Annotated in this window: 16 protein-coding genes; 9 read left to right on the forward strand and 7 right to left on the reverse strand. The window is 57.1% G+C overall.

Annotation, left to right across the window (positions count from 1 at the left end; all coding sequences use genetic code 11):
- Positions 1-80: 80 nt before the first annotated feature.
- Both ispA and AEQ63_RS15555 read right to left on the reverse strand, forming a co-directional pair.
- The gene (ispA, locus tag AEQ63_RS15550) at positions 81-968 is read right to left on the reverse strand and encodes a (2E,6E)-farnesyl diphosphate synthase (protein WP_064364018.1); all 888 of its coding nucleotides are present in this window, start codon (positions 966-968) and stop codon (positions 81-83) included.
- Entirely contained in the window at positions 965-1,207 is a 243-nt protein-coding gene (locus tag AEQ63_RS15555; protein WP_016772991.1) for an exodeoxyribonuclease VII small subunit, read from the reverse strand. Before AEQ63_RS15555 ends, ispA begins: the two co-directional genes overlap by 4 nt.
- 504 nt (positions 1,208-1,711) lie before the next feature.
- Between AEQ63_RS15555 and AEQ63_RS15560 the strand changes: the two genes are divergently transcribed.
- Genes AEQ63_RS15560 through AEQ63_RS15585 form a run of 6 tightly spaced genes read left to right on the forward strand, consistent with a single transcriptional unit; the run spans position 1,712 to position 11,894 of the window.
- Positions 1,712-2,503, forward strand: a complete 792-nt coding sequence (locus tag AEQ63_RS15560; RefSeq protein WP_064364019.1) for a YfaP family protein — start codon at positions 1,712-1,714, stop codon at positions 2,501-2,503.
- A gap of 35 nt (positions 2,504-2,538) precedes the next feature.
- Entirely contained in the window at positions 2,539-4,251 is a 1,713-nt protein-coding gene (locus AEQ63_RS15565; protein ID WP_064364020.1) for a DUF2138 domain-containing protein, read from the forward strand.
- A complete protein-coding gene (locus AEQ63_RS15570) occupies positions 4,236-4,886 on the forward strand; it encodes a DUF1175 domain-containing protein (RefSeq protein ID WP_064364021.1) in 651 nt (216 codons plus the stop codon). The genes AEQ63_RS15565 and AEQ63_RS15570 overlap by 16 nt, the downstream gene beginning before the upstream one ends.
- Complete coding sequence (locus tag AEQ63_RS15575; RefSeq protein ID WP_082367866.1) at positions 4,883-9,457, forward strand: alpha-2-macroglobulin family protein; 4,575 nt, start codon at positions 4,883-4,885, stop codon at positions 9,455-9,457. Before AEQ63_RS15570 ends, AEQ63_RS15575 begins: the two co-directional genes overlap by 4 nt.
- A 1-nt stretch (position 9,458) precedes the next feature.
- Positions 9,459-11,078 carry a DUF2300 domain-containing protein gene (locus tag AEQ63_RS15580; RefSeq protein WP_064364022.1) on the forward strand — a complete coding sequence of 540 codons (1,620 nt, stop codon included), beginning with the start codon at positions 9,459-9,461 and terminating at the stop codon, positions 11,076-11,078.
- 3 nt (positions 11,079-11,081) lie between these two features.
- Positions 11,082-11,894, forward strand: a complete 813-nt coding sequence (locus AEQ63_RS15585; RefSeq protein ID WP_064364023.1) for a YfaP family protein — start codon at positions 11,082-11,084, stop codon at positions 11,892-11,894.
- A 62-nt stretch (positions 11,895-11,956) separates the two neighbouring features.
- Here the strand turns inward: AEQ63_RS15585 and AEQ63_RS28650 are convergent, their stop codons facing one another.
- From AEQ63_RS28650 to AEQ63_RS15595, 4 genes are all read right to left on the reverse strand, one after another.
- On the reverse strand, positions 11,957-12,127 hold the full coding sequence (locus AEQ63_RS28650; RefSeq protein WP_156889239.1) for a hypothetical protein: 171 nt from the start codon (positions 12,125-12,127) through the stop codon (positions 11,957-11,959).
- 260 nt (positions 12,128-12,387) lie between these two features.
- The gene (locus AEQ63_RS28175) at positions 12,388-13,233 is read right to left on the reverse strand and encodes a hypothetical protein (RefSeq protein WP_152972381.1); all 846 of its coding nucleotides are present in this window, start codon (positions 13,231-13,233) and stop codon (positions 12,388-12,390) included.
- A gap of 5 nt (positions 13,234-13,238) precedes the next feature.
- The gene (locus tag AEQ63_RS15590; protein WP_064364024.1) at positions 13,239-14,414 is read right to left on the reverse strand and encodes a DUF3696 domain-containing protein; all 1,176 of its coding nucleotides are present in this window, start codon (positions 14,412-14,414) and stop codon (positions 13,239-13,241) included.
- Positions 14,411-15,778 carry a DUF262 domain-containing protein gene (locus AEQ63_RS15595; protein WP_064364025.1) on the reverse strand — a complete coding sequence of 456 codons (1,368 nt, stop codon included), beginning with the start codon at positions 15,776-15,778 and terminating at the stop codon, positions 14,411-14,413. Before AEQ63_RS15595 ends, AEQ63_RS15590 begins: the two co-directional genes overlap by 4 nt.
- A 267-nt stretch (positions 15,779-16,045) precedes the next feature.
- On the opposite strand from AEQ63_RS15595, the gene AEQ63_RS15600 reads away from it, so the two are divergent.
- The 3 genes from AEQ63_RS15600 (at position 16,046) to AEQ63_RS15610 (ending at position 18,662) form a co-directional block, all read left to right on the forward strand.
- A complete protein-coding gene (locus AEQ63_RS15600; protein ID WP_064364026.1) occupies positions 16,046-16,957 on the forward strand; it encodes an AbiJ-NTD4 domain-containing protein in 912 nt (303 codons plus the stop codon).
- Positions 16,958-17,250: 293 nt separating this feature from the next.
- Positions 17,251-18,009, forward strand: coding sequence for a hypothetical protein (locus AEQ63_RS15605; protein ID WP_152972382.1), 759 nt, complete (start codon positions 17,251-17,253; stop codon positions 18,007-18,009).
- An 11-nt stretch (positions 18,010-18,020) separates the two neighbouring features.
- The gene (locus AEQ63_RS15610; protein ID WP_064364028.1) at positions 18,021-18,662 is read left to right on the forward strand and encodes a hypothetical protein; all 642 of its coding nucleotides are present in this window, start codon (positions 18,021-18,023) and stop codon (positions 18,660-18,662) included.
- A 145-nt stretch (positions 18,663-18,807) separates the two neighbouring features.
- Here AEQ63_RS15610 and AEQ63_RS15615 read toward each other — a convergent pair whose 3' ends face one another.
- On the reverse strand, positions 18,808-20,085 hold the full coding sequence (locus AEQ63_RS15615) for a DNA cytosine methyltransferase (RefSeq protein ID WP_064364029.1): 1,278 nt from the start codon (positions 20,083-20,085) through the stop codon (positions 18,808-18,810).
- Between the last annotated feature and the right edge of the window lie 113 nt (positions 20,086-20,198).

The raw sequence follows: 20,198 nt of genomic DNA on the forward strand, positions 1-20,198 counted from the left end.
TTATAGGTATAAAAGATGCGGCAGTTTACCTGATGCATCGCCCCCTGCCCACGCGTTGGTATTTTTTGGCCGATACGCCGTCAGTTGCGTCGCTCGACGATATACCGGGCCAGCTCGCGCAACGGCTCGGCTGCCGCGTCAAACGGTCGCAGTGCCTGCAGGGCCTGGTCGCGCAGTTCCAAAGCGTAGGCCTTGGCAGCATCGAGGCCGAGCAGCGCAGGGTAGGTCGGCTTGTCCCGGGCAATGTCGGCGCCCTGGCGTTTGCCGAGGGTGGCGGTATCGCTTTCCACGTCGAGGATGTCGTCCTGCACCTGAAACGCCAAACCGATGGCCTGTGCATAAGTCTGCAAGGCCTGTAGCTGATCGGGCTGGGCGCGGCCGCTGGCCAGGGCGCCGAGCTTGACGCTGACTTCAATCAGCGCGCCGGTCTTGTGCCGGTGCATCTGTTCGAGGGCCTTCTGATCGAGTTTGAGACCGACCGAACCAAGATCGATGGCCTGGCCACCGACCATGCCCGCCGGACCGGCGGCCTGGGCCAGCGCGGTGACCATCTGCAGACGGATTTCGCTGCTGCAATCGCTCAGGCGCGGATCGAGCAGGGCGCTGAAGGCCAGGCTCTGCAGGCCGTCACCGGCGAGGATCGCGCAGGCTTCGTCGAATTTCTTGTGGGTGGTCGGCTGGCCGCGACGCAGATCGTCATCGTCCATGGCCGGCAGATCGTCATGCACCAGCGAGTAGGCATGGATCAACTCGACCGCACACGCCGCGCCGCTGGCCTGTTCGGCCTGGCCACCGAGGGCTTCGCACGCGGCGTAAGCCAGCAACGGACGCACGCGTTTGCCACCGTTCATCACGCTGTAGCGCATCGCTTCGTAGAGCCGCGCCAGTTCCGGCAACGGCGCGTTGAACAGGGTCTCCAGCGCCGCATTGACCCGGGCCTGACTGCTCGCCGAATACGCCGCAATCATTCTGGCTCATCCGCGTCGAAGGGTTCCTCGGCGAGCTCGCCATCGCGCTCCAGCAGCACCTGCACTTTCTGCTCGGCCTGGGCCAGCGCCGCCTGGCAGTCCCGGGTCAGCCCGATGCCCTGCTCAAAAGCGGTCAGCGAGTCTTCCAGCGACAATTCACCGTTCTCCAGACGCTCGACCAGTGTTTGCAGGTCGGCGAGGGATTGTTCGAAATCCAGTGCAGCTTTTTTGCGGGCCATGGCGGCAATTTCCGGTAGACGTTAAACCGGCGCGACACTAGCAGATAGGGGGGGTATGGGCAAATGAGGGGGGCTGCGCAGACACCGCCAAGACCCGGATAGACGCTGTGGCGAGGGAGCTTGCTCCCGCTGGGTTGCGCAGCAACCCCAAAATCAGCCACCGCGATCAACAGGTGAACCGTGGTTGGCGGTCGGGGCCTGCTGCGCAGTCCAGCGGGAGCAAGCTCCCTCGCCACATGATTTTTGGTGACTCAGGACCATATAGGCTTGTTCGGCTCATTTTGTGAGCCGAATAACTTCGCTATTCGGCTCACGCCCTCTCGAAAGCGCAATTCCTACAGCAATCACACATGTATCCGATTGTTAAAAAACTGCCGAATCGCTAATCTTCGCGGCTTCTACGGCCCGACAGTTGCGGGTCATTCAGACGAAACGCAGTTCACCGCTGTGAAGTACCGAGGATCGGGTGCAAGGTTTCGTTCAAGGCATGGCAGGAGGCGTCACATGCGATCATTTCTTTTGCTGCTGATGGGCCTCGCCTGCGCGCCTGCGCTGTGGGCGGCGCCGACTGCAGAGTTGTCCGAGCCGGTCGGCGGCTGGCGTTATCACGGCTTGCTCGATCGTTCGGAAAACCCGCAGGTCGCCTACCCGACGCCGCCGATCGATCGCGGCATCCAGCGCAATCGCACGATGATCCAGGGCCAGCTCAAGGCCCTGGGGCACATGCGCCCGCCGCACAGCCTCGCCGTCAACGGCAATCCATTGAATCTGTACACCGATGATCAGGGGCGTTTCGCTCGGCCCTACGCATTCGGTGCGGGTTCCAACAGCGTCGAAGTGATCAGCGCCGAAGGCCAGTCGCTCAAGCGCGTGCAATTTTATGAAGCAAATAATCTGCGCACGCCGGCGCGGATTCGTCTTGTCTTGGGATGGGACGACCCGAAAGCCGAGCTGGATCTGCACATTGTCACACCCGACGGTCAGCATGCGTTCTGGTCGCGGCCAGCACTGAGCAATGGCGGCGGCCTCGACCCGGATGGCGTCGACGGCCCCGGCCCGGAAATGTTCACCATGACCGCGCCGCTGCACGGCACCTATCTGGTCTACGTCAACTATTGGGGCAACTACGGCGATGGCGGCTATAACTTCGAGGAGACCAGCAACCAGAACGAGGTGATCACCTCGCAGATCACTCTGGTGCTGAACGAAAACACCGTCGACGAAAAACGCGAAACCTTCATCGTGCCCCTGCGGGCGATCGGTGATCTGTTGCTGGTCAAGACTTTCAACTATTAAGCATCCCGCCACGGATGAACTCGGATGTTGTGAACATGAGCGATAACACTGTGACTCCAGCTGCCGCGACACCGGCGGCCAAACCTGCGCGGCGCTGGCCGCTGGTCGTGCTCGGGCTGTGCCTGGTGGCCGGTGTGGCGGGCGGTTTCGGCTGGCTGCTGCTCAAGCCCAAAGCGCCGCCGGCGACACTTGCCAGTGACAAGCTCGGCCTTGGCCGTCCGGACGCCTTGCTCGAAACCCGTTCACTGAGCCAGTTGCCCAAGGATCTGCTGACGGTGCCGTTTCTCAAGGCGACGCTGACCGAAGATTTCGTCTTCTATTACGAAACCCACGCCGACCGCCTCGGCCTGATCGGCAGTCTGCGCCGGATCATCTACGAGCATGACCTCAAATTGCAGGACAGCCTGATCGAGCAGCTTTTCGATCAACCGGCCGACGTTGCGCTATGGCGTGGCGCCGATGGTCGCTTGAAGGATTTCCTGCTGGTAATGGATCGTGGCGGCCTGGCCAAGTTGCTCGAGCCGTTGGCCAAGGTCGCGCTGGATGACACCCAGCTCAGCGTCTACGGCAATCTCAAAGTTGGCAGTGATGAGGTGCCGCTGTATCAGCTCACTTACAACGCGAGCAAGTCGCTGCTGTTCGCGTCCCGCGGCGACAAACTGGTGGTGTTGTCCAATCCAGCCAAGTACTACGACCCGGAAAGCGGCGTCTCGGAAGAGTCGGGCCGCGTCTCCGCGCAAGCGCTGGCGGCATTGCTCAATGGCGAAAAGCTCTTCCCGGAAGCGTTCGGCCTGCCAGAGAAAAGCCCGGAAACCAAACAGCGTCTGTCCGTCAATTCCAGTGTCCTCGCCATGGGCTATCAGCGCTTCATCCCGAATTTCGCCGGGCTGCGTTTTGACATGGACGACAAGGGCTGGCACAGCTATCTGGCCATGGATGAGCTGGAAAATCAGCCGGACTTCGATTTCAAACCGGTCTGGCAAGCGATGCCGCTGGGGGCGAGCGCTTGCGTGACCCTGCCGGTGGCCGCCGAACCGCAGAAGCCGATCCTGATCAAACTCGGCGCCGACGAAGCGGTGGCGCAAACCCTCACCGAACACGTCGCTGGCGCGGCGGGCCTGTGCTGGTACGCCGACTCGCGGCTGTACACGCCGTTGCTGGTTGCCAGCCTCAAAGACGAAGACAGCAGCAAGCTTGATGGTGATCTCGGCAAACTGTTCGGTTCGATGGTCGGCGCGTTCGAAGCCAACGTCGCCGAGAAAGTATTCCCGGTGATCGACAAGCAGGAAGGCCAGAGCCATGTGTGGCAGCGTCAGGTCAGTTCCAGTTTCGGTCCATACGCGGCGAAAACCGCTGAAAACCCGGCGGCGATTTCCGGCAAGGCGTTCATGAAAGTCAGCCTCGCCCGTCATGGTTCGACGCTGCTGTTTTCTCTCGACGACAAACTCGTCGACAAAGCCCTCGGCACCCTCGACAAGCGTTTCCCGCCGATGGCCGACGTGCTGCCCAAGGATGTGCTGATGCCGATCTACTTCGGCCCCGATGCGATGGCGCAACTGATGCAGCGCGAAACCCTCGACAGCCTGCCGCAGGACATGGAACCGGTGTTCTTCAATGCTGCGCAAACCTACCTGATGCCGAAACTGCGCACCCTCGGCGGCTACGGTAAATATGCCCTGACGCTGCCCGAAGGCAGTGAGCCGGACGGCCACTGGCAATGGCTGCCGCTGGAATGGAAAGCGCTGTGAGCGCACTGATCCGCAGCCTTGGCCTGCTCGCGCTGTTTCTGAGCGCAGGTGCCCGCGCAGTTGATGCGCCGGCGCTCGATCCGGCGCAATCCCAGGTATTCCGCGCCTGGTTCGTGCGCGTCGCTCAAGAGCAACTGAGCCAAGGCCCGAGCCCGCGCTGGTATCAGCAGGACTGCGCCGGGCTGGTGCGCTTTGCCGCTAACGAAGCGCTGAAAGTCCATGACGACAAATGGCTGCGCAGCAATGGTCTGTCCAATCGTTATCTACCGCCGGAGCTGGCGCTGAGCGACGAGCAGCGCAAGCTCGCGCAACAGTGGCAGCAGGGCGGCGGCAAGGTCGGGCCGTACGTCAACGCGATCAAACTGATTCAGTTCAACAGCCACCTGATCAGCCGCGATGTATCGCAGGCGCGGCCCGGTGACCTGATGTTTTTCGATCAGGGCGACGACCAGCACCTGATGATCTGGATGGGCCGCTACATCGCCTATCACACCGGCACCACTACCCCCACTGACAACGGCATGCGTTCGGCAAGCCTGCAGCAACTCATGACATGGAAGGACACCCGATGGATACCCGACGCAGCCAACCCCAACTTCATCGGCGTCTATCGACTGAACTTTCTCTCCCAATGACCGGTGCCCGCATGTTGCGTATCTGTTCGCGAATTTCCTTGCTGTTGGCGTTGCTGCTGCCGTTGACCAGCGCCAATGCCGAAGACTCGGTGGAGCCGAGCAATTACACGCCGGTGGCCGGTGAGAGTTTCTTCCTGCTGGCCGACAGCAGTTTTGCCAGCGACGAGCAGGCGATGGTCCGCCTCGAAGCACCGGGTCGTGACTACCGGCGCTTTCGCATGGAGCCGTACGGTGGCGCCGACATCCGCGTTTATCGCATCGACAAGCCGCTGGATTTCCTCAAACGCCAGAAGAACCTGCACCGCGTCGTCAGTGACGGCCAGTTCAAGGGCGAAGGCCTGTCCAACACCCTCGCGTATCTGTGGGACAACTGGTATCGCAAATCCCGCCGGGTGATGCAGCGTGCGTTCTCTTACGAGTCGCGCAAACAGGTCACCGAAGAAGTGCCGGAGCTGAAGATGGGCGAGGCCATGGTTGCGCCGACGCCTTACGACGCGCAGCCGCAATTTGCCTTGATCCCGGGTCTGCCGGTGGTCAGCCAGTTCCGTTATCCGCTGTGGCAGGCCAAGCCGATTCAGCCGCCGGCCGGGGTCAATCTGGCCGGCTCGTCCAGCGACTTCGTCAGCGTCGCACCGGGCAACGTCTACATTCCGCTGGGTAATCTGAAGCCCGGGCTGTATCTGGTCGAAGCGTTGATCGGCAAATACCGCGCGACCACCATGGTTTTCGTCTCCAACACCGTCGCGGTGAGCAAGATTGCCGGTGATGAACTGCTGGTCTGGGCCGCACGCAAGCATGAAGGCAGTTCGGTGGCGAAGGTCAATGTGTTGTGGACCGACGGCCTCGGCGTGATGAGCAGCGGCGCCACCGATGCCGACGGTTTGCTGCGTCTGAAACACGTCAGCCCGGAGCGTTCGTTCGTTATCGGCGAGGACGAAGAGGGCGGCGTGTTCGTCTCGGAAAACTTCTACTACGACAGCGAAATCTACGACACCAAACTCTACGCCTTCACCGACCGGCCGCTGTATCGTCCGGGCGATTGGGTGTCGCTGAAAATCGTCGGTCGCGAGTTCAAGAATGCACGGGACTCGGTGTTGCCGGGTGCGGCGGATGTCAGCGTCAGCGTGCTCGATGCCACGGGTACCGAGCTGCAGACCCTCGACCTGAAACTGGATTCCAAGGCTGGAACCCAAGGCCGCTTCCAGTTGCCGGACAACGCCGTCGCCGGCGGCTACGAGATCCGTTTCAACTACAAGGATCAGGCCTACAGCAGTGCCTTCCGTGTGGCTGAGTACATCAAACCGCACTTCGAAATTTCGCTGAATCTGGCCAAGCAGGACTACCGCACCGGCGAGCCGGTGAAAGGCAGTCTGGTGTTGCTCTATCCGGATGGTAAACCGGTGGCCAACGCCAAATTGAACCTGAGCCTGCGCGCCCAGCAACTGTCGATGGTCGACAACGAGCTGCAATACCTCGGGCAATTCCCGGTGGAGCTGACCAGTACCGAACTGACCACCGACAGCAAGGGCAACGCGACCCTCGACCTTCCGGCCGCCGACAAGCCGAGCCGCTACATGCTCACGGTGTTTGCCAGCGACGGCGCGGCGTATCGGGTCAAGACCACCAAGGAAATCCTGATCGATCGTGGCGCGGCAACTTTTCGCCTGAGTGCGCCGCAGCGTTTCAGCGCGGTCGGTGACAAGGTCGCCTTCAGCTATGCCAACGAGGGGGGTACCGAACAAAGCAAAGCGGTGACGCCGAGCAGCTACGCCTGGGTACGCCTGGAAGACCAAAGCAGCGGTGAAGGCAAACTCGCTGCAGCTGACAAAGGTTTCAGCCTCGCTTTCGAGCGTCCGGGCACTTACAACCTGACGCTCAAGGATCAACACGGTCGCGTCCTCGGCGCCACCGGCCATTCGGTCACTGGCGACGGTGTCAAAGCGGTGCCGGGCACGGTGGAAATCGTCCTCGACAAGCCCGAGTACAAGGCCGGCGAAGAAGCGCTGGCGCTGATCACCTTTCCCGAACCGGTCACCGATGCATTGCTGTCGCTGGAGCGCGACAAGGTCGAAGCCACCGCGCTGCTGGCCAAGGGCGGTGACTGGCTGAAGCTGGAAAAACTCAGCGACACCCAATACCGCGCGCGCATTGCGGTGAAGGACAACTTCGCCCCTAACCTGACCTTCTCCGTGCTCTACACCAAGGGCGGTCAGTACAGCTTCCAGAATGCCGGGATCAAAGTGGTCGCGCCGCAAATCGACGTGGCGATCAGCACCGACAAAGCTGTGTACCTGCCGGGCGATACGGTCACGGTCGACCTGACCACGCAGTTCGCCGGCAAAGCCGTCCCGGCACACTTGACGGTCAGCGTGGTCGACGAAATGGTCTACGCGCTGCAACCAGAAGTCGCGCCCACCATCGATCAGTTCTTCTACCACCCACGGCGCAACAATGTGCGCACCAGCGCCAGCCTGTCGTTCATCAGCTACGACGTGGCGTTGCCGGGCAGCCCCGGCGCACCGGGCAAGGCCAACCGCAGCGAACGCGGCGTGAAAGTGCTGGAACGTCCACGCCGTGAAGACGTTGACACCGCGGCATGGCAGCCGGAGCTATTGACCGGCACCGACGGCAAAACCCGTTTCACCTTCAAGATGCCGGACTCGCTGACCCGCTGGCGCATCACTGCCCGCGCCATCGCCGATGACGGTCAGGTCGGGCAGAAGAAGCAGTTTGTCCGTTCGGAAAAACCGCTGTACCTGAAGTGGAGCGGGCCGAGCAGATTCCGCAAGGGCGATCAGCCGCAACTGGGTGTGTTTGCGTTCAGTCAGGCAGAGAAACCGGTCAAGGCTGAACTGGTCACGCACTATGCCGGCGCCGAACAGCGCTTGCCGGTGACCCTGAACAGCGGCATCAATTATGTGCCGCTGCCGGCGTTTGCCTTGGCCTCGGGTGAGTGGATGGCGGAGCTGGTGCAGGACGGCAAAGTCGCCGATGCGCTGGCTGTGCGCTTGAGTGCAACCGGTGAAGGCTGGCAAGTCACGCAGGCGCAAAGCCTCGATGTGGTCAGCGGTGACACTCCGTTGAGTTTGCCCGCTGATGCCACGGATATTCGTCTGCGTCTGGATGACAGTCCACAAGCGCTGTTCCGTTCGGCCCTCGACGATCTGCTCAGCTACCCGTACGGTGGCGTCGAGCAGACGGCCAGTCGCTTGCTACCGCTAAGCATCGCTTATCCATCGCTGGCCTCGAACCCGCAGACTCGCGATCGCTTGCGTCTGATCATGCAGAACAGCCGCCTGCGTCTGGTGCAAATGGCCGGGCCGTCGGCGAGCTTCACTTGGTGGGGCTACGACGGCGAGCCGGATGCATTCCTCACCGCCTATGCCTATTACGCCGACTGGAATGCCAGCCGCGTACTCGACCTGACCCTGCCGCCGGAGCACTGGCAGCGGGTGCTGGAGGTTTACGCCAAGCAGGCACCGAACACGCCGTTGTTGCAACGCGCGTTGATTCTGTCGTTCGCCAGGCAGATGCAGTTGCCGGTGACCACGCTGCTCAGCGGTTTGATCGACGATCTGGCCAGGGCGGGTGAAGGCCGTGCCGAAACCTTGCTCGACGACGGCGAGGACAGTCTGGTGATGAGCGATCCGGATTCGGCGCTGGGTCTGGCAGCGGCGCGGGTGCTCGCCGCATCGTTGGCCACGCAGTCGAAAGTCGCTTTGCCGGAGGCGTTCAATCGTCAACTGGGCGCGGCGCAACAACGTCTGGCGACCAGTTCGCAGCCTTTTGTAGAAGCACTGAACCTGTCACTGCAGCCGTTCGATCAAGCTCGCGCGACGGCGTTGCTGCAACGCTTGCTGCCACAGCAATCGACGCTGGAACGTGCACTGGCGCTGACCTGGCTGCAACGCAGCATCGCCCAGGCGTCACCGACCATCGCGTTGATGCCCGGTGAAGGCTGGAAGAAAAACTACGGCGCCAGCGGCGAGATGTACTGGACATGGCAAGGCGCGACGCCGCTGCCGAGTGTGCTGAGCGTGTCCGGCACGCAAGAGCGGCCGTTGCGTGCCGCGCTGAGCTTCCAGACTCAGCAGCCGCAGGTCGATCCGATGGCCGTGACCATCACCCGGCGCCTGTCACGACTGGTGCCGGGCGACGAAGCGTTCACCTTCAAACTTGAGCCGGTCGGCACGAAGCCTCTGTCCAGCGACAGCCTCTATCTGGACGAGGTGATTCTCACCAGTAAAGCGCCGAAACCGCTGCGCTACGGCATGCTTGAAGTGCCGCTGCCACCGGGCGCCGATGTCGAACGCACCACGTGGGGCATCAAGTTGCAGGGCAAGGACGGCACCGAACCGACCGCGCTGGAGAAGGCGCGTTTCGAGCCAGGTCAGTTGGCTTATGCGGTGCCGGTCGATGCATTGAGTGGCGAGTTGCGCCTGCGTCATCTGGTGCGCTTCTCGCAGAAGGGCCAGTTCAACCTGCCGCCGGTACGCTTCAAGCAAGTCTATGCGCCGCAGCATCAGGCCCAGGAAGAGAAAACCGCCCTCGGTCAGGTCACGGTCAACTGACATGATTCGGCCGCTGCTGTGGCTGCTGATGTGTGTGATGCCTGCGCTGGCAACGGCGCAGGACGAGCCGTTGCGCGTGGCGTACAAGGGCGAGTTGTTGTCGTTGAGTCAGACGCAACTGATCAAGCGCGAACCGTTGCCGTCATCGCTGGATGCGCCGCTGGGCAGTCTGTGGAAATTGTTCGTCTACGCGTGGCTGGTGGACACCGGCGCGCGGGAACCAGCGTATGAATGTCGCGGGCAGTTGAAGGAAGAGGTTTATTGCTGTGCGGCGGGCGGCAGGATCGAGCGGGACCAGGCGCTGGTGAAATCCTGCGGATTGTATTTCGAACCCGCACGGTTGGGCATTGCAGCGGCGGATTGGCGTGAGTATTGGCAGGCTCGGCAGGCGCCGTCGTGGTTGCTCGACTTGCCAGCGATGCAACCGGCGCAGCGGGTTTCCGTGGCTGAATTGCTGAAAGTTCTGGCCGCTTTGCCTGCTCAGGATCAGATGCGCCGGGTGTTGCTCGATGTCGTGCTGAACGCGGCGGACGGCAATGTCGTCGGCGAGTTGGGCGGGCGTTTGCGGGTGAAAACCTGGAGCTGGCTCGGCGACCAGGATGCGCAATCGCGACAAGGCGGATTCGCTGGCTGGACCACCGATGGTGCACCGGTCTGGGCGGGCGGGCGCGGCACCAGTCAGTTGGTCCTGCGTCACTACGGCCGAGCGTTGGCCAGCGTATTGCCGACGGCTTGGCCGGTGGACGCAGGCCGTTGTGTGGAAGTCGGGCTGTTCTCGAAATATCCGCTTTCCAAGGTTCTGTCCGGAGATCGTGTTGCCACGTCCGGACCAATGCGCGGCGACTATCGCGTCGAATTTGCCAATGGCAACGCACTGGATATCCACAGCGACGGCGAACTGTTTCTGCTCAATGACAAACTCGTCGCAAGGCTTGATCGCGAAGAATATGTCGCCCGTGTCCTTGAGCGCGAAGCCAGACCTGAACCTGCCGAAGCCGCCAAGGCGCTGGCCGTAGCAATCCGCACTTATCTGCTGCAAAACGCCTCGCGCAACGGTGATTGCCTGAGCATCGACGACAGCAGCAATCGCCAGCGCGTCGCCCCGCGTCCAGCCTCTGCCGAATCACGCAACATCGCGGCGTGGACGGCGGATCTGGTACTGGCCGGCAGCACCGTCACCTATCACTCCGACCAGCCCGGCCCGGACAAGCTCGCCTGGCAGCAAGCCGTCGAGCAAGCGAACGCCGGCCAGCGCTACGACGCGATTCTGCTGCACGCCTATCCACGCGCCAGTCTCAGCCGCTGGGACAACCCGGTCGCCTCCTGCGAAGCATTACCCGCCGCGCAAAACTGGCTGCAAAAGCAGCGACGCGGCTGGCGTCCGAGGCTCGAAAGCGAAACCGGCTACAGCGAAGTCAGCACGTTTGCCGTATGCAAACTCGCCTTCGGCCGGCCCTTCGTCGACCGCGAACGCCAACGCATTTACGTGCGCGGCGTGCTGACCCTGCAGGATCGCCTCGACCTGACCCACGAATATCTGCACCTGGCTTTCGAAGCACACCCCAACGGCCAGGACGAAACCTACATCGAAGGGCTCGCCCGTCACCTTTTGCTGGAATAGACCATGACACTTCGTTATCCACAGGTCTTGCTGCTGCTCTGTGCCCTCAACGCACTGCCGCAGGCCTACGCCGCCGATGGCGTGAAACTCGACACCCCGGTCGGCGGCTGGCGCAGCGGCGCACCGGAAGGCGATGGCGAAAGCTTCCGCCAGACCGTCAACTATCCGGCCTCATCGGTCAACACACCGCTTGGCCAGGCCAACACCGCCAGAATCAACGGCCAGATCAAAGCCGTGCCGAAGAACAATGAACCCGGGCGCCTGATCGTCAACGGCGTCAGCATGCCACTGAAAATCGACCCAACCGGCGGCTTCGACCGCCCATTCTCCTTCCCCAACGGCAGCAACAGCGTCGAAGTGCGCAGCGCCGACGGCCAGCAACGTCACCGCACGCAATTCCTCAACGCCCGCGGCGGTGCCACCCCGGCGAAACTGCGCGTACTGCTGGCCTGGGACAGCGACGGCACCGACCTCGACCTGCACCTGATCACCCCCGATGGCGCCCACATCTGGTACGGCAATCGCACTGCCGCCAACGGCGCCGCCCTCGACGTCGACGTCACCACCGGCTACGGCCCGGAAATCGCCGCCATGCCCGCGCCGATCAAGGGCCAGTATCTGGTGTATGTGAATTATTACGGCGGCGGGGATCGCGGGGATGACGAGGGCGGGGATGAAGCGGTGCAGGCGCTGACGACCGCGCAGGTGACGGTGATTACTGAAGAAGGCACGCCGAGCGAGAAGATGGAAACGTTTGTAGTGCCGATGCGGACGGCGGGGGAGTTGACGTTGGTGAAGTCGTTTAGTTATCCGTAAGGGGCATTTGTCAAACAAGTTGTTGGACAAATTCAGCAACTGTAGCTGGGCGCTCAAACAGCTTACAGATCAGCCAGACTGACCTGCATTCGCTGAGGAGCGGCGAGGCGCTCGTGAACGATGGCGGCAAGTTCGTCATCTTCTTCAGCGGCCAACTTATCTTCGGCAGGCGGCTCGCCTCGTTCGGCGGCGCGCTCCAGCGCTTCCTCAATGGGGAATGAGGTTTTGGGCATTTGGTGTTTCCTGCGATATTTGGCGGGGCGGTAACCAGTGCATTGGGCGCTATACAAGCTGGAAATGCAATTTCAGTAATGGATATGATTTGCTGCAGACATTAAAAAGCCGGCTTGTGGCCGGCGTTGTTATCGATTTTTTGCCTTGTTTTGCTGGGCTTTGGCGTTGTGATCAGTTTTGTCCCCCCATTTATCCCCCCAGTCGCCCCGCGCGCATAACCTCTCAGACGCTTCGTCGTTCGGGGCGTATTGCATTCACGTTACAGATGTTCGCCTGCGTGGCCGATCAATAGCTTGCCCTGAAAAGTAACATGTGCCCTTGGATAAAAGTAAATGCGGTGGAAATAGAAAGTGTTATCACCTGGTACATCGGACTGAGTTAGTTTCATATGTGGTTCACAAAGTACCGCCTCTAAACGATCACTATCAGCTTTGAAAGAAAAAGTAAGAGCTGGCTTTCGATCTCCATTGCCTTCCTGTGTCGTAGAAACGTTACTCTGAGCTGAGAAAGCCCTGAGATATTGGGTAAGGTCTCCGCCGTCCCATTGCCAATGGTCGTTTAAGGCAGACAAACAATGCACCAGCGTTCTCGAATAGCGCTTATAGCCCCCGTCAAAAGTGTTGATACAATTGGGGAAGGCATCGCTAAATATGAGTCGTGGAAATGCCGCTCGAAAATCGTTGCAGAAAGCAGGAGGTTCTTGAGGTTCCGTAGCTAGGAATTTCCGCACAAGATTGTACCAGTCCCCGTAACTTTCTAGCGTATTGGCCTGAGCGTTGCTAAAGGGACCAAGGCTTCCCTGTATAGTTGCTTGAGCTAGAACTACTGAAGTCGATTGCCGCGCCTGATCAAGGGCGAGCTGAAGGAGTTTGATGTTGTCACGGGAAAGAATGCTTCCATGATTTTCATAAAGAAGTTGCCAAACTAGCAGCCCAGGCTGGATTTCGGCTTCGTATACTTCTTCCTCTTTGAAGATGGGCTCCCCGGTACTCGATATGTACTGATGGAGATCGAGAAGGCGTTCAATGCATTCTGTAAATTCATCTATAGGCAAAACACAAGGGTTTGCGTAATGGCTTGCACAGTGAAAGACGATACGAGGCATTATACTTACTCTGGCTTTGATCGTTTGGCCCGACGTGCTTTCATAAGCTCAGTTAGATCTTGACCTTGCTGGTCAAAAAAGCCAATTGGCCATGCACTGAGTTCCGCCAATGCATCTACAGAAATCTTGTCAATTCGGGGCTGAGTACTTCCGTCTTCTGAAGAGAAGAAAAACAAGGCTACTTCATTGTGATCGATACCACCATTGATAGCGGCGAGGCGAACACCGTTGATCACATTCTCGGAGTGAGTTTCAACAATAACCTGTACTCCAGCACTTGCGACATACGCTAAAAACTGACCAACCGCAGATTGTGCCGCAGGATGTAAGTGCGCCTCCGGGTTTTCCACAATCAACATCGAGCCCGCAGGAGCCAGTAGCCCGCTGACTATTACCGGCAGCACGTAACTAATACCGAACCCAGTATTGGTCGGTGATAGGGGGGCTCCGGGTGTACCGGCTTTCTCAATGCTCAAGCGCACTCGATTGATCTCTGGATAGCTCTGAGTTATCAAGCGAACATTCGGCACCAAAAGCCTCATCCAACCTTCAAGTTGAATCTTGAATAGATCGGAGCCTTCGACGATACAAAGATGCTCATGAACTGAAAGATTTTCAGCGCGCGCGATGGCGTCGGCCGTGTGCTCACCAGCCATTCCGGTGTTGATGAAGTGTTCAGCAGAGACCTCACCGAGGTCGCGAGGTCCATTGCGCTCCGCTACAAGGTAGTGAAACTCGCCAGAGAACACTGGGAGGCTACCGCCCCTATTAAGCATCGCGTTTGAGTTTGAACCCGGGTGATGGCCGGTAAGCGTAACAGAAGCCGCGATGTCAGCGATGAATGTTACGGATACTGATTGCTCCGGAACATCCGCTGACTGCACTCCGATTTCAATTGTGTTGGACTCAAGTTCCGCATTTGTAAGGGTTAGCGTATTTCCTAATGCCAGCCTATAGGGGCCATTTAAGCGGACGGGAAACTCCGCCGAGTTCCCAGTTTCCAAAGCTCCGAGATCATCAAGCACACGCAGTTGATCAGCGGCTTGTCTCAGGAGTAGCAGGGACTGGATCATACTGGATTTTCCAACCCCGTTTCCACCGCTTACAATAGTGATAGGTTTTAACGGAAGTGTTACGTCTTTAAAGCACTTGAAGTTACGTATGTTGAGCTCGCCGATCATAGGAGGTACTCATCGCAAATATTTTGGACTGCGGAGAAACTGTATGACAGACGTTTCCGGTCATTCGTGCCTGAAGTTACGGAGTCAAAGAAAGTCGAATCAGATTGAAGTGTGTCAGCTAGGTAAATAGCAAATTGGCCGGGTGCTACAGCTTTTACTTGAGCTTCAGAGTACCCAGTTAAAACAGTCGACCAAGTTGTGAATAGAGCGTTATTGATTAATCGCCGTCGAGCACCTTTGATAAGATCCTCAGGAAGGCATTTTCGGAACGCAAATGATCCAAACAGGTAAGCCGCACTCTGCATTGATGTCAGAAAATCGCTAGTGACTTTCTGAAGAAGTTCGGTGGATGCGTTATTTAGCAGATCTACTGCTTGGTCCAGGAAGCGATCCATATTGCCCTGATAGTCCCCAAGGGCCTCTAGTTGGGAGAGGCGAAATGCGAGAGAGCGTAGTACTAGCTCTTGATCTTGCATACGGACACTGCCAACACTTCCGCAAGTTGCTTTTAAGAACTCACTTGATTTGGAAAGCTGTCCAATCAGGCTTCTAGTGCTGGCGGATGACATGCAGTTGCGAATTTCTTGCGCGTTAAGCGGTCGACCACCTTGGTTGATTCTCTTAAATATGTCGAACTTTACATCGGCAGGTGTTTGGGGGTCGATGATGTTCATCATGATTTGTGTTTGGATTATCCTCTTCCGGTATCGTTGGTCGATACATTCGTCAGGAGAGTCGTGCCGAAATACTTTTCCCTCCTCATCCTTAAGGTATTCTAAATTTTTGAGGCGAAACTTGTTATCTAGGAATTGGCGAATGACCGTTAAGCGTTGTAATCCGTCTACCACATGAAGGCGTCCAGTTTTATCTTGAGCCATATAGAAGACGGGTAAAGGTATTCGCAACATAATGGACTCAATGAGCCTAGACCGAGCTCCAATATCCGTCCAAACGAATTGACGCTGGAAGTCTGGCGACAAATTTATATCGCCGTCTTTTATCATTTCGTACACTAGGCTGATGTTGAACGGCTTTGTGTCAACGCGAATGGTTTCAGGGTCATAAGGGAAAGTATTTATCTCGGCCTGCTCTTCAGCGCCCGGTTCTGAGAACTCCACTCCCCCTGCTTCCTGGAGAGCCACGTCGGAAAAGACTGCAAGGAACTGTTCCGTTATTTCCTCGCTTGTTGAGGTGACTGGGGCGGAGGCTGAAGCCTCAATCTGGCCGTCAGTATTCTGAACAACCGAAACCTCTGGCGCTCCAGGAGCAGATCGCCAAACGATCGAACCTCCAGAGTCGTCATCTTCTTTAACCAGCAGGACTGAAATCTGTCCGCCATTTTCAGTTCGCAGCTTTAGCAGCAAAATGTTACTCCAAGGCTTAGCTATCCAAACCCATTTTAGATTAAACACGAGGGGGTCGCGAGTCGCGGCCGGAGCCTGATGTATTACGGTATTTTTTAGACCGAAGCATGCATTAGGTACAAACCGCATGCATCAGTGCTTTAGATTGTGAGCTGAGCATCTGCTTGGCCAGTTTGCAAGTCCTAAACGCAGGCCGCCGACCCAGTGATGCTCAGTGGGTGGTTGCTCTCAGCGGCAATAGGTCACCAAATCAAGGAGTGAGAAAGTATGAGCGACTATTTTAGTGATCGAGAAAATGGGCCAGTACCCCGTGTAGATCAGAGTATTTCGCCCGTGGTCTGGGCGGGTGTTGTAGCTCTGGTCCACTCGCTGGTCCGTAGGGGGGCGTTTGCCGTGCGATTCCCCGAGCTATGCCCAGACGGAAATATGCCTTGTGGTGTCGATGAAAATGCGTTGGCTGCGAGCGTACGTGCTGAAATTCCTGGTTTTATATGGCCCTTGAAAATGTACCAGGACGCTGCGGATGGCTACTCTGACCCTGTCCCGTTTGCCCCGGATCCATTGATGGTTTTGGATTTCGTTGAGTTTGTCCATGCGAACGTCGCTATGCCGATAGTCCGTGAGCACCACAGCTACTATCGCCATAACCATTTCAGCTTTAACGAGGAAGAGGGGCAGGTAGAATTCGTTTCTGCTGTGAACAGGCTTTTCGCCCGCAATGGTGTTGCGTACGAATTGATGAGGAATGGGCATGTTAAGCGCGTGTTACCACCTGTAATTGGAGAGGCGATAGCACGCTTCTCGCTCAGAACTGGGGATCTGATTCTGGACAATATGCTTTCGGAGAGCTGCGCTAAATTTACCGATCCCAATCCGTTGATCCGTCGTGAAGGGCTCGAAAGGCTATGGGATGGTTGGGAAAGGCTCAAGTGTCTGGCGGATGCAGAAAACAAGAGAAAATCTATAGCTGTAATACTCAATCGGGCATCAAGTGAGACGGTATTTCGTGGGGTTCTTGAGGCCGAAGCTAAGGCATTAACCGATATCGGGAATAGCCACCTCATTCGGCACTCAGAACCCACACAGACGCCCGTCGTAGATACAGATCACGTTGATTATCTTTTTCATCGCATGTTCGCACTCATCCAACTGCTGATTCAGAAAAATCGCCCCGTATGAGCAGGGTCTAAGCAGCACATCACAAAAGATTGTTCCCAGCAATTCTAGCCTGACCAAGCGGTGAGCGTTCGCGAGTATCCGGCGAATACTCCGTTCTGAGGTCATAGCTCTGCGCCTTGGTACAAGGATCATGTGTTGGCAGTAGTGCGTAATACTTTTTCGGTTCTCACTAACCACGTGATCTTGGTGAGACCTACGTAAACGGCTATCCAGGTGCTGGCAATATCGGGGCCCAGCCGCCGCTAATAAATGTGGGAAGCGCGCTGTTCCAACGTTCGAGGAGATTGCTACAGATGCTGCATGCTTTCACACACAAAAAATCGTCACTTCATCGTCGATACTTGGCCAGAAAACAACGTGAACCAGGCGAAGATCGGGTGACCCAGGAGGATGAGGTCACCTCGAACGTTCTCGGAACACTTGAGTTTTTGCCGGAATCGTCTGTTGCAGTCTTTTGGAGTCACCTTGTAACTTTGCATGCCCCATCGTTCGATCTTCCCGTAGGTGACGCAACAAGCGTCTCGATGTGCTTCTGGCCTAGTCGGGGAAGACTCCAGCCCGACCTGCTCGTTGAGCTCAAGTGGGGCCGAGAGATTCGCCTGCTACTCGTCGAGATCAAGTGGCGATCAGAGCTGAGCGGAGAAGATCAGCTGCACAAGCAATGGCTCTCGTTCCTTTCTTCCGAGGAAAGGGCAGTGGCTCTACACATCTTCATCGGAATAGAAACGGCTGAGGGTATCAAAGCACAGTCACGCAAAGACGTCTGGCATGGGCGCCTTCTTCTGTTGTCCTGGATGCAGGTCATTAACACTGTCCACTTGATTCGTAACGCCGACTCGCCTCAGCTTCACTCCTGGGCCCGGCACGTTATATATTTTCTCCGGCTCGTCGGCATTGCCCCCTTCATGGGCTTCCAGCGATTCCCCCCGCCAGAACTGCCTGTTCACGGCGGGCCACTATTTTGGAAAGGCAGCCACGGAGTCATCAGGTTGCTTGCGCCGGATGTTCCAGAAATGGCAGATAAATCGATCTTTTTCCATACTGATGAATAGGGGAAATCCCAATGCTAGGCAGCAAAATTTCCGCATGCTTCGACTTCGTGGCGAAGGTGGGACAAGAAGTGGAAAACCTCTCTGACATCATCATGGAGGAGATTACGCGTGCGTTGACGAATACTCCGCTCGTTGAGAAGTATGGAATTTTGAAGTGGGATTTTGATTATCGTTATTGCGATAACGATTGGATCTGCACCGATGTTATCTGCGACGTGCCGCTTATCGTTAAGCCCAGGCGTAAACCAGAGATGTACCTAGGCTTCCAGATCAGCCTATTAGGGTCAGGGATGGACACCGGCGGTAACAGAGACCCGCTGGTACACGTTTTTTGCTGGCGAACGGGGCCCGCTTCCATGAAGGACAGTCCTATGGCGTTCCCGCTTGAGCCCGACGAGCAGGTACTTGAGGATGAGTCACTGTTCGTGTTCGGAAACAAGATTGGGACTCCTCGCTCCTGGGCATTTACGATTGCGCTGACTGATGTCAACACGATTGAGGATGTCAGAAAGAAGATCATCACCCCGATGCGGCTACTTCTGCTTGGGGCGACGGCACGAAAGGCTCTGACAGGTGATATAGGGGGCTTGATCTGCTATGAGGAAATTGCGGATAAGCCTGGGAATTACTCCATTTGTGTTGTTGAGACGTAAGCGCCCGCGCATCCCATTTGCGTAATTAAGCGGGTCTCCAGCGATGAGGCAACCGACTTAATCAGACGGGATGCCAAACCGCTTACCTCTTTTGTATCTAGGCTCGTCTTAGGTCGATAAATTGGACCTGAAGAACGTTCGCTTCTTAAGCTGGAATCAATAGCTCAGATTGAACTGTCGGTGATTTCAGAGAGCTGGAGGCGAGCTGTTCCCCATCAAGTACAGAAAGAATGCGCTGCGACAGCTTGCCCAAGGCATACCCAAGCAACGGAGGCACTGCATTACCAATCTGTTTTAACTGTTGCCACTCACTGCCAACAAAAACGAAGCCATCATGGAATGATTGTAGGCGTGCAGCCTCTCGGACTGTAATCCACCTGTTCGCGTGTGGATGGATCCACTCACTCATGTCTCGGTGCATCTGAGCCAGAATGGTGTGCGACGGTTGGTTTGGATGCAATCTCCTCCACTTTTCCGGCCGCTTACCGTCCCAAATTTCTTTGGGGAGGCTGTTCGCTTTCATTCCAGGCTTGAGCAAGGAAATAAGATTGGCTCTGCGAGCTTGAATTTCTTTGGTGTGGTGGTTGTGCAGCGCTGCTTTATTTTTACCTAATCCGCGTTTTTTCTTAAGCGCCTTGGAGTAGCGCGCGCCATCGTAGTCCAGTCTCATGTCTTTCATGAATTGTGATGGTTTAGCTGTTTTTGGGTATTCTAAAATTTCACCGCTATGGACGATTTCATCTGGCAAATCACCAATCGCTTCGCTAACGGTAACAACTTTATCAACTCGGTATCCGTCTAGCGTCGTCTCGCAAAAAGAATAAAGATCGAAAGGGAATTTATCTTCGTCGCGAGTACCGACAAATATCACCCGCTGCCTAGTTTGAGGTACGCCAAAATCGTCAGCTGAAAGCTGAAGCATCACTGAGTTGCTGTAACCAAGGCTCGCGAATTCTTCTAAAATTAAACGTTTGAAGTAGCCTTTGTTCATGAGCGCAAGATTGGGCACGTTCTCCATAAAGAAGACCCGTGGACGTAGGGTGTCAACGATTCGGGTGTATTGTTTATAGAGCTCATTTCGCTCGTCATCTAACTTTCTTTGGCCTATCTGGCTAAAGCCTTGGCAAGGAGGGCCCCCGAAAACGAGGTCAACCTGGCTCAGTCGGTAATCTTGAATGTGCGACGAGTCATCAGCTAAGAAACCGTGAACATCGCCTTCGAATAATGGCGTGCTCGGAAAATTGTGTCGATAGGTCTCACAGGCAAATTTATCGAGCTCTACCGCGACCTGAATTTTTGTGCCAGCGCTTTCTATACCCTCGCAGAAGCCGCCGCATCCTGAAAACAAGGAAACCGCCGTGGGCGTTAGGTTTGGCGCTACCACTGTCGTTGGTGCCGGCGTAACGGGGTGACTTTTAGGCATCTTCTCTACCGCGTAAATCAATCAATAGCCCACAGTAGCTGGATCAAACCTATCTGTACACCCTATGTGACTCATAGTCCGTGGTCTCTTAATCGACATGGCAGTAGCTTTCC

Source organism: Pseudomonas sp. RIT-PI-o (genome assembly GCF_001297215.1).
Classification (GTDB): domain Bacteria; phylum Pseudomonadota; class Gammaproteobacteria; order Pseudomonadales; family Pseudomonadaceae; genus Aquipseudomonas; species Aquipseudomonas moraviensis_A.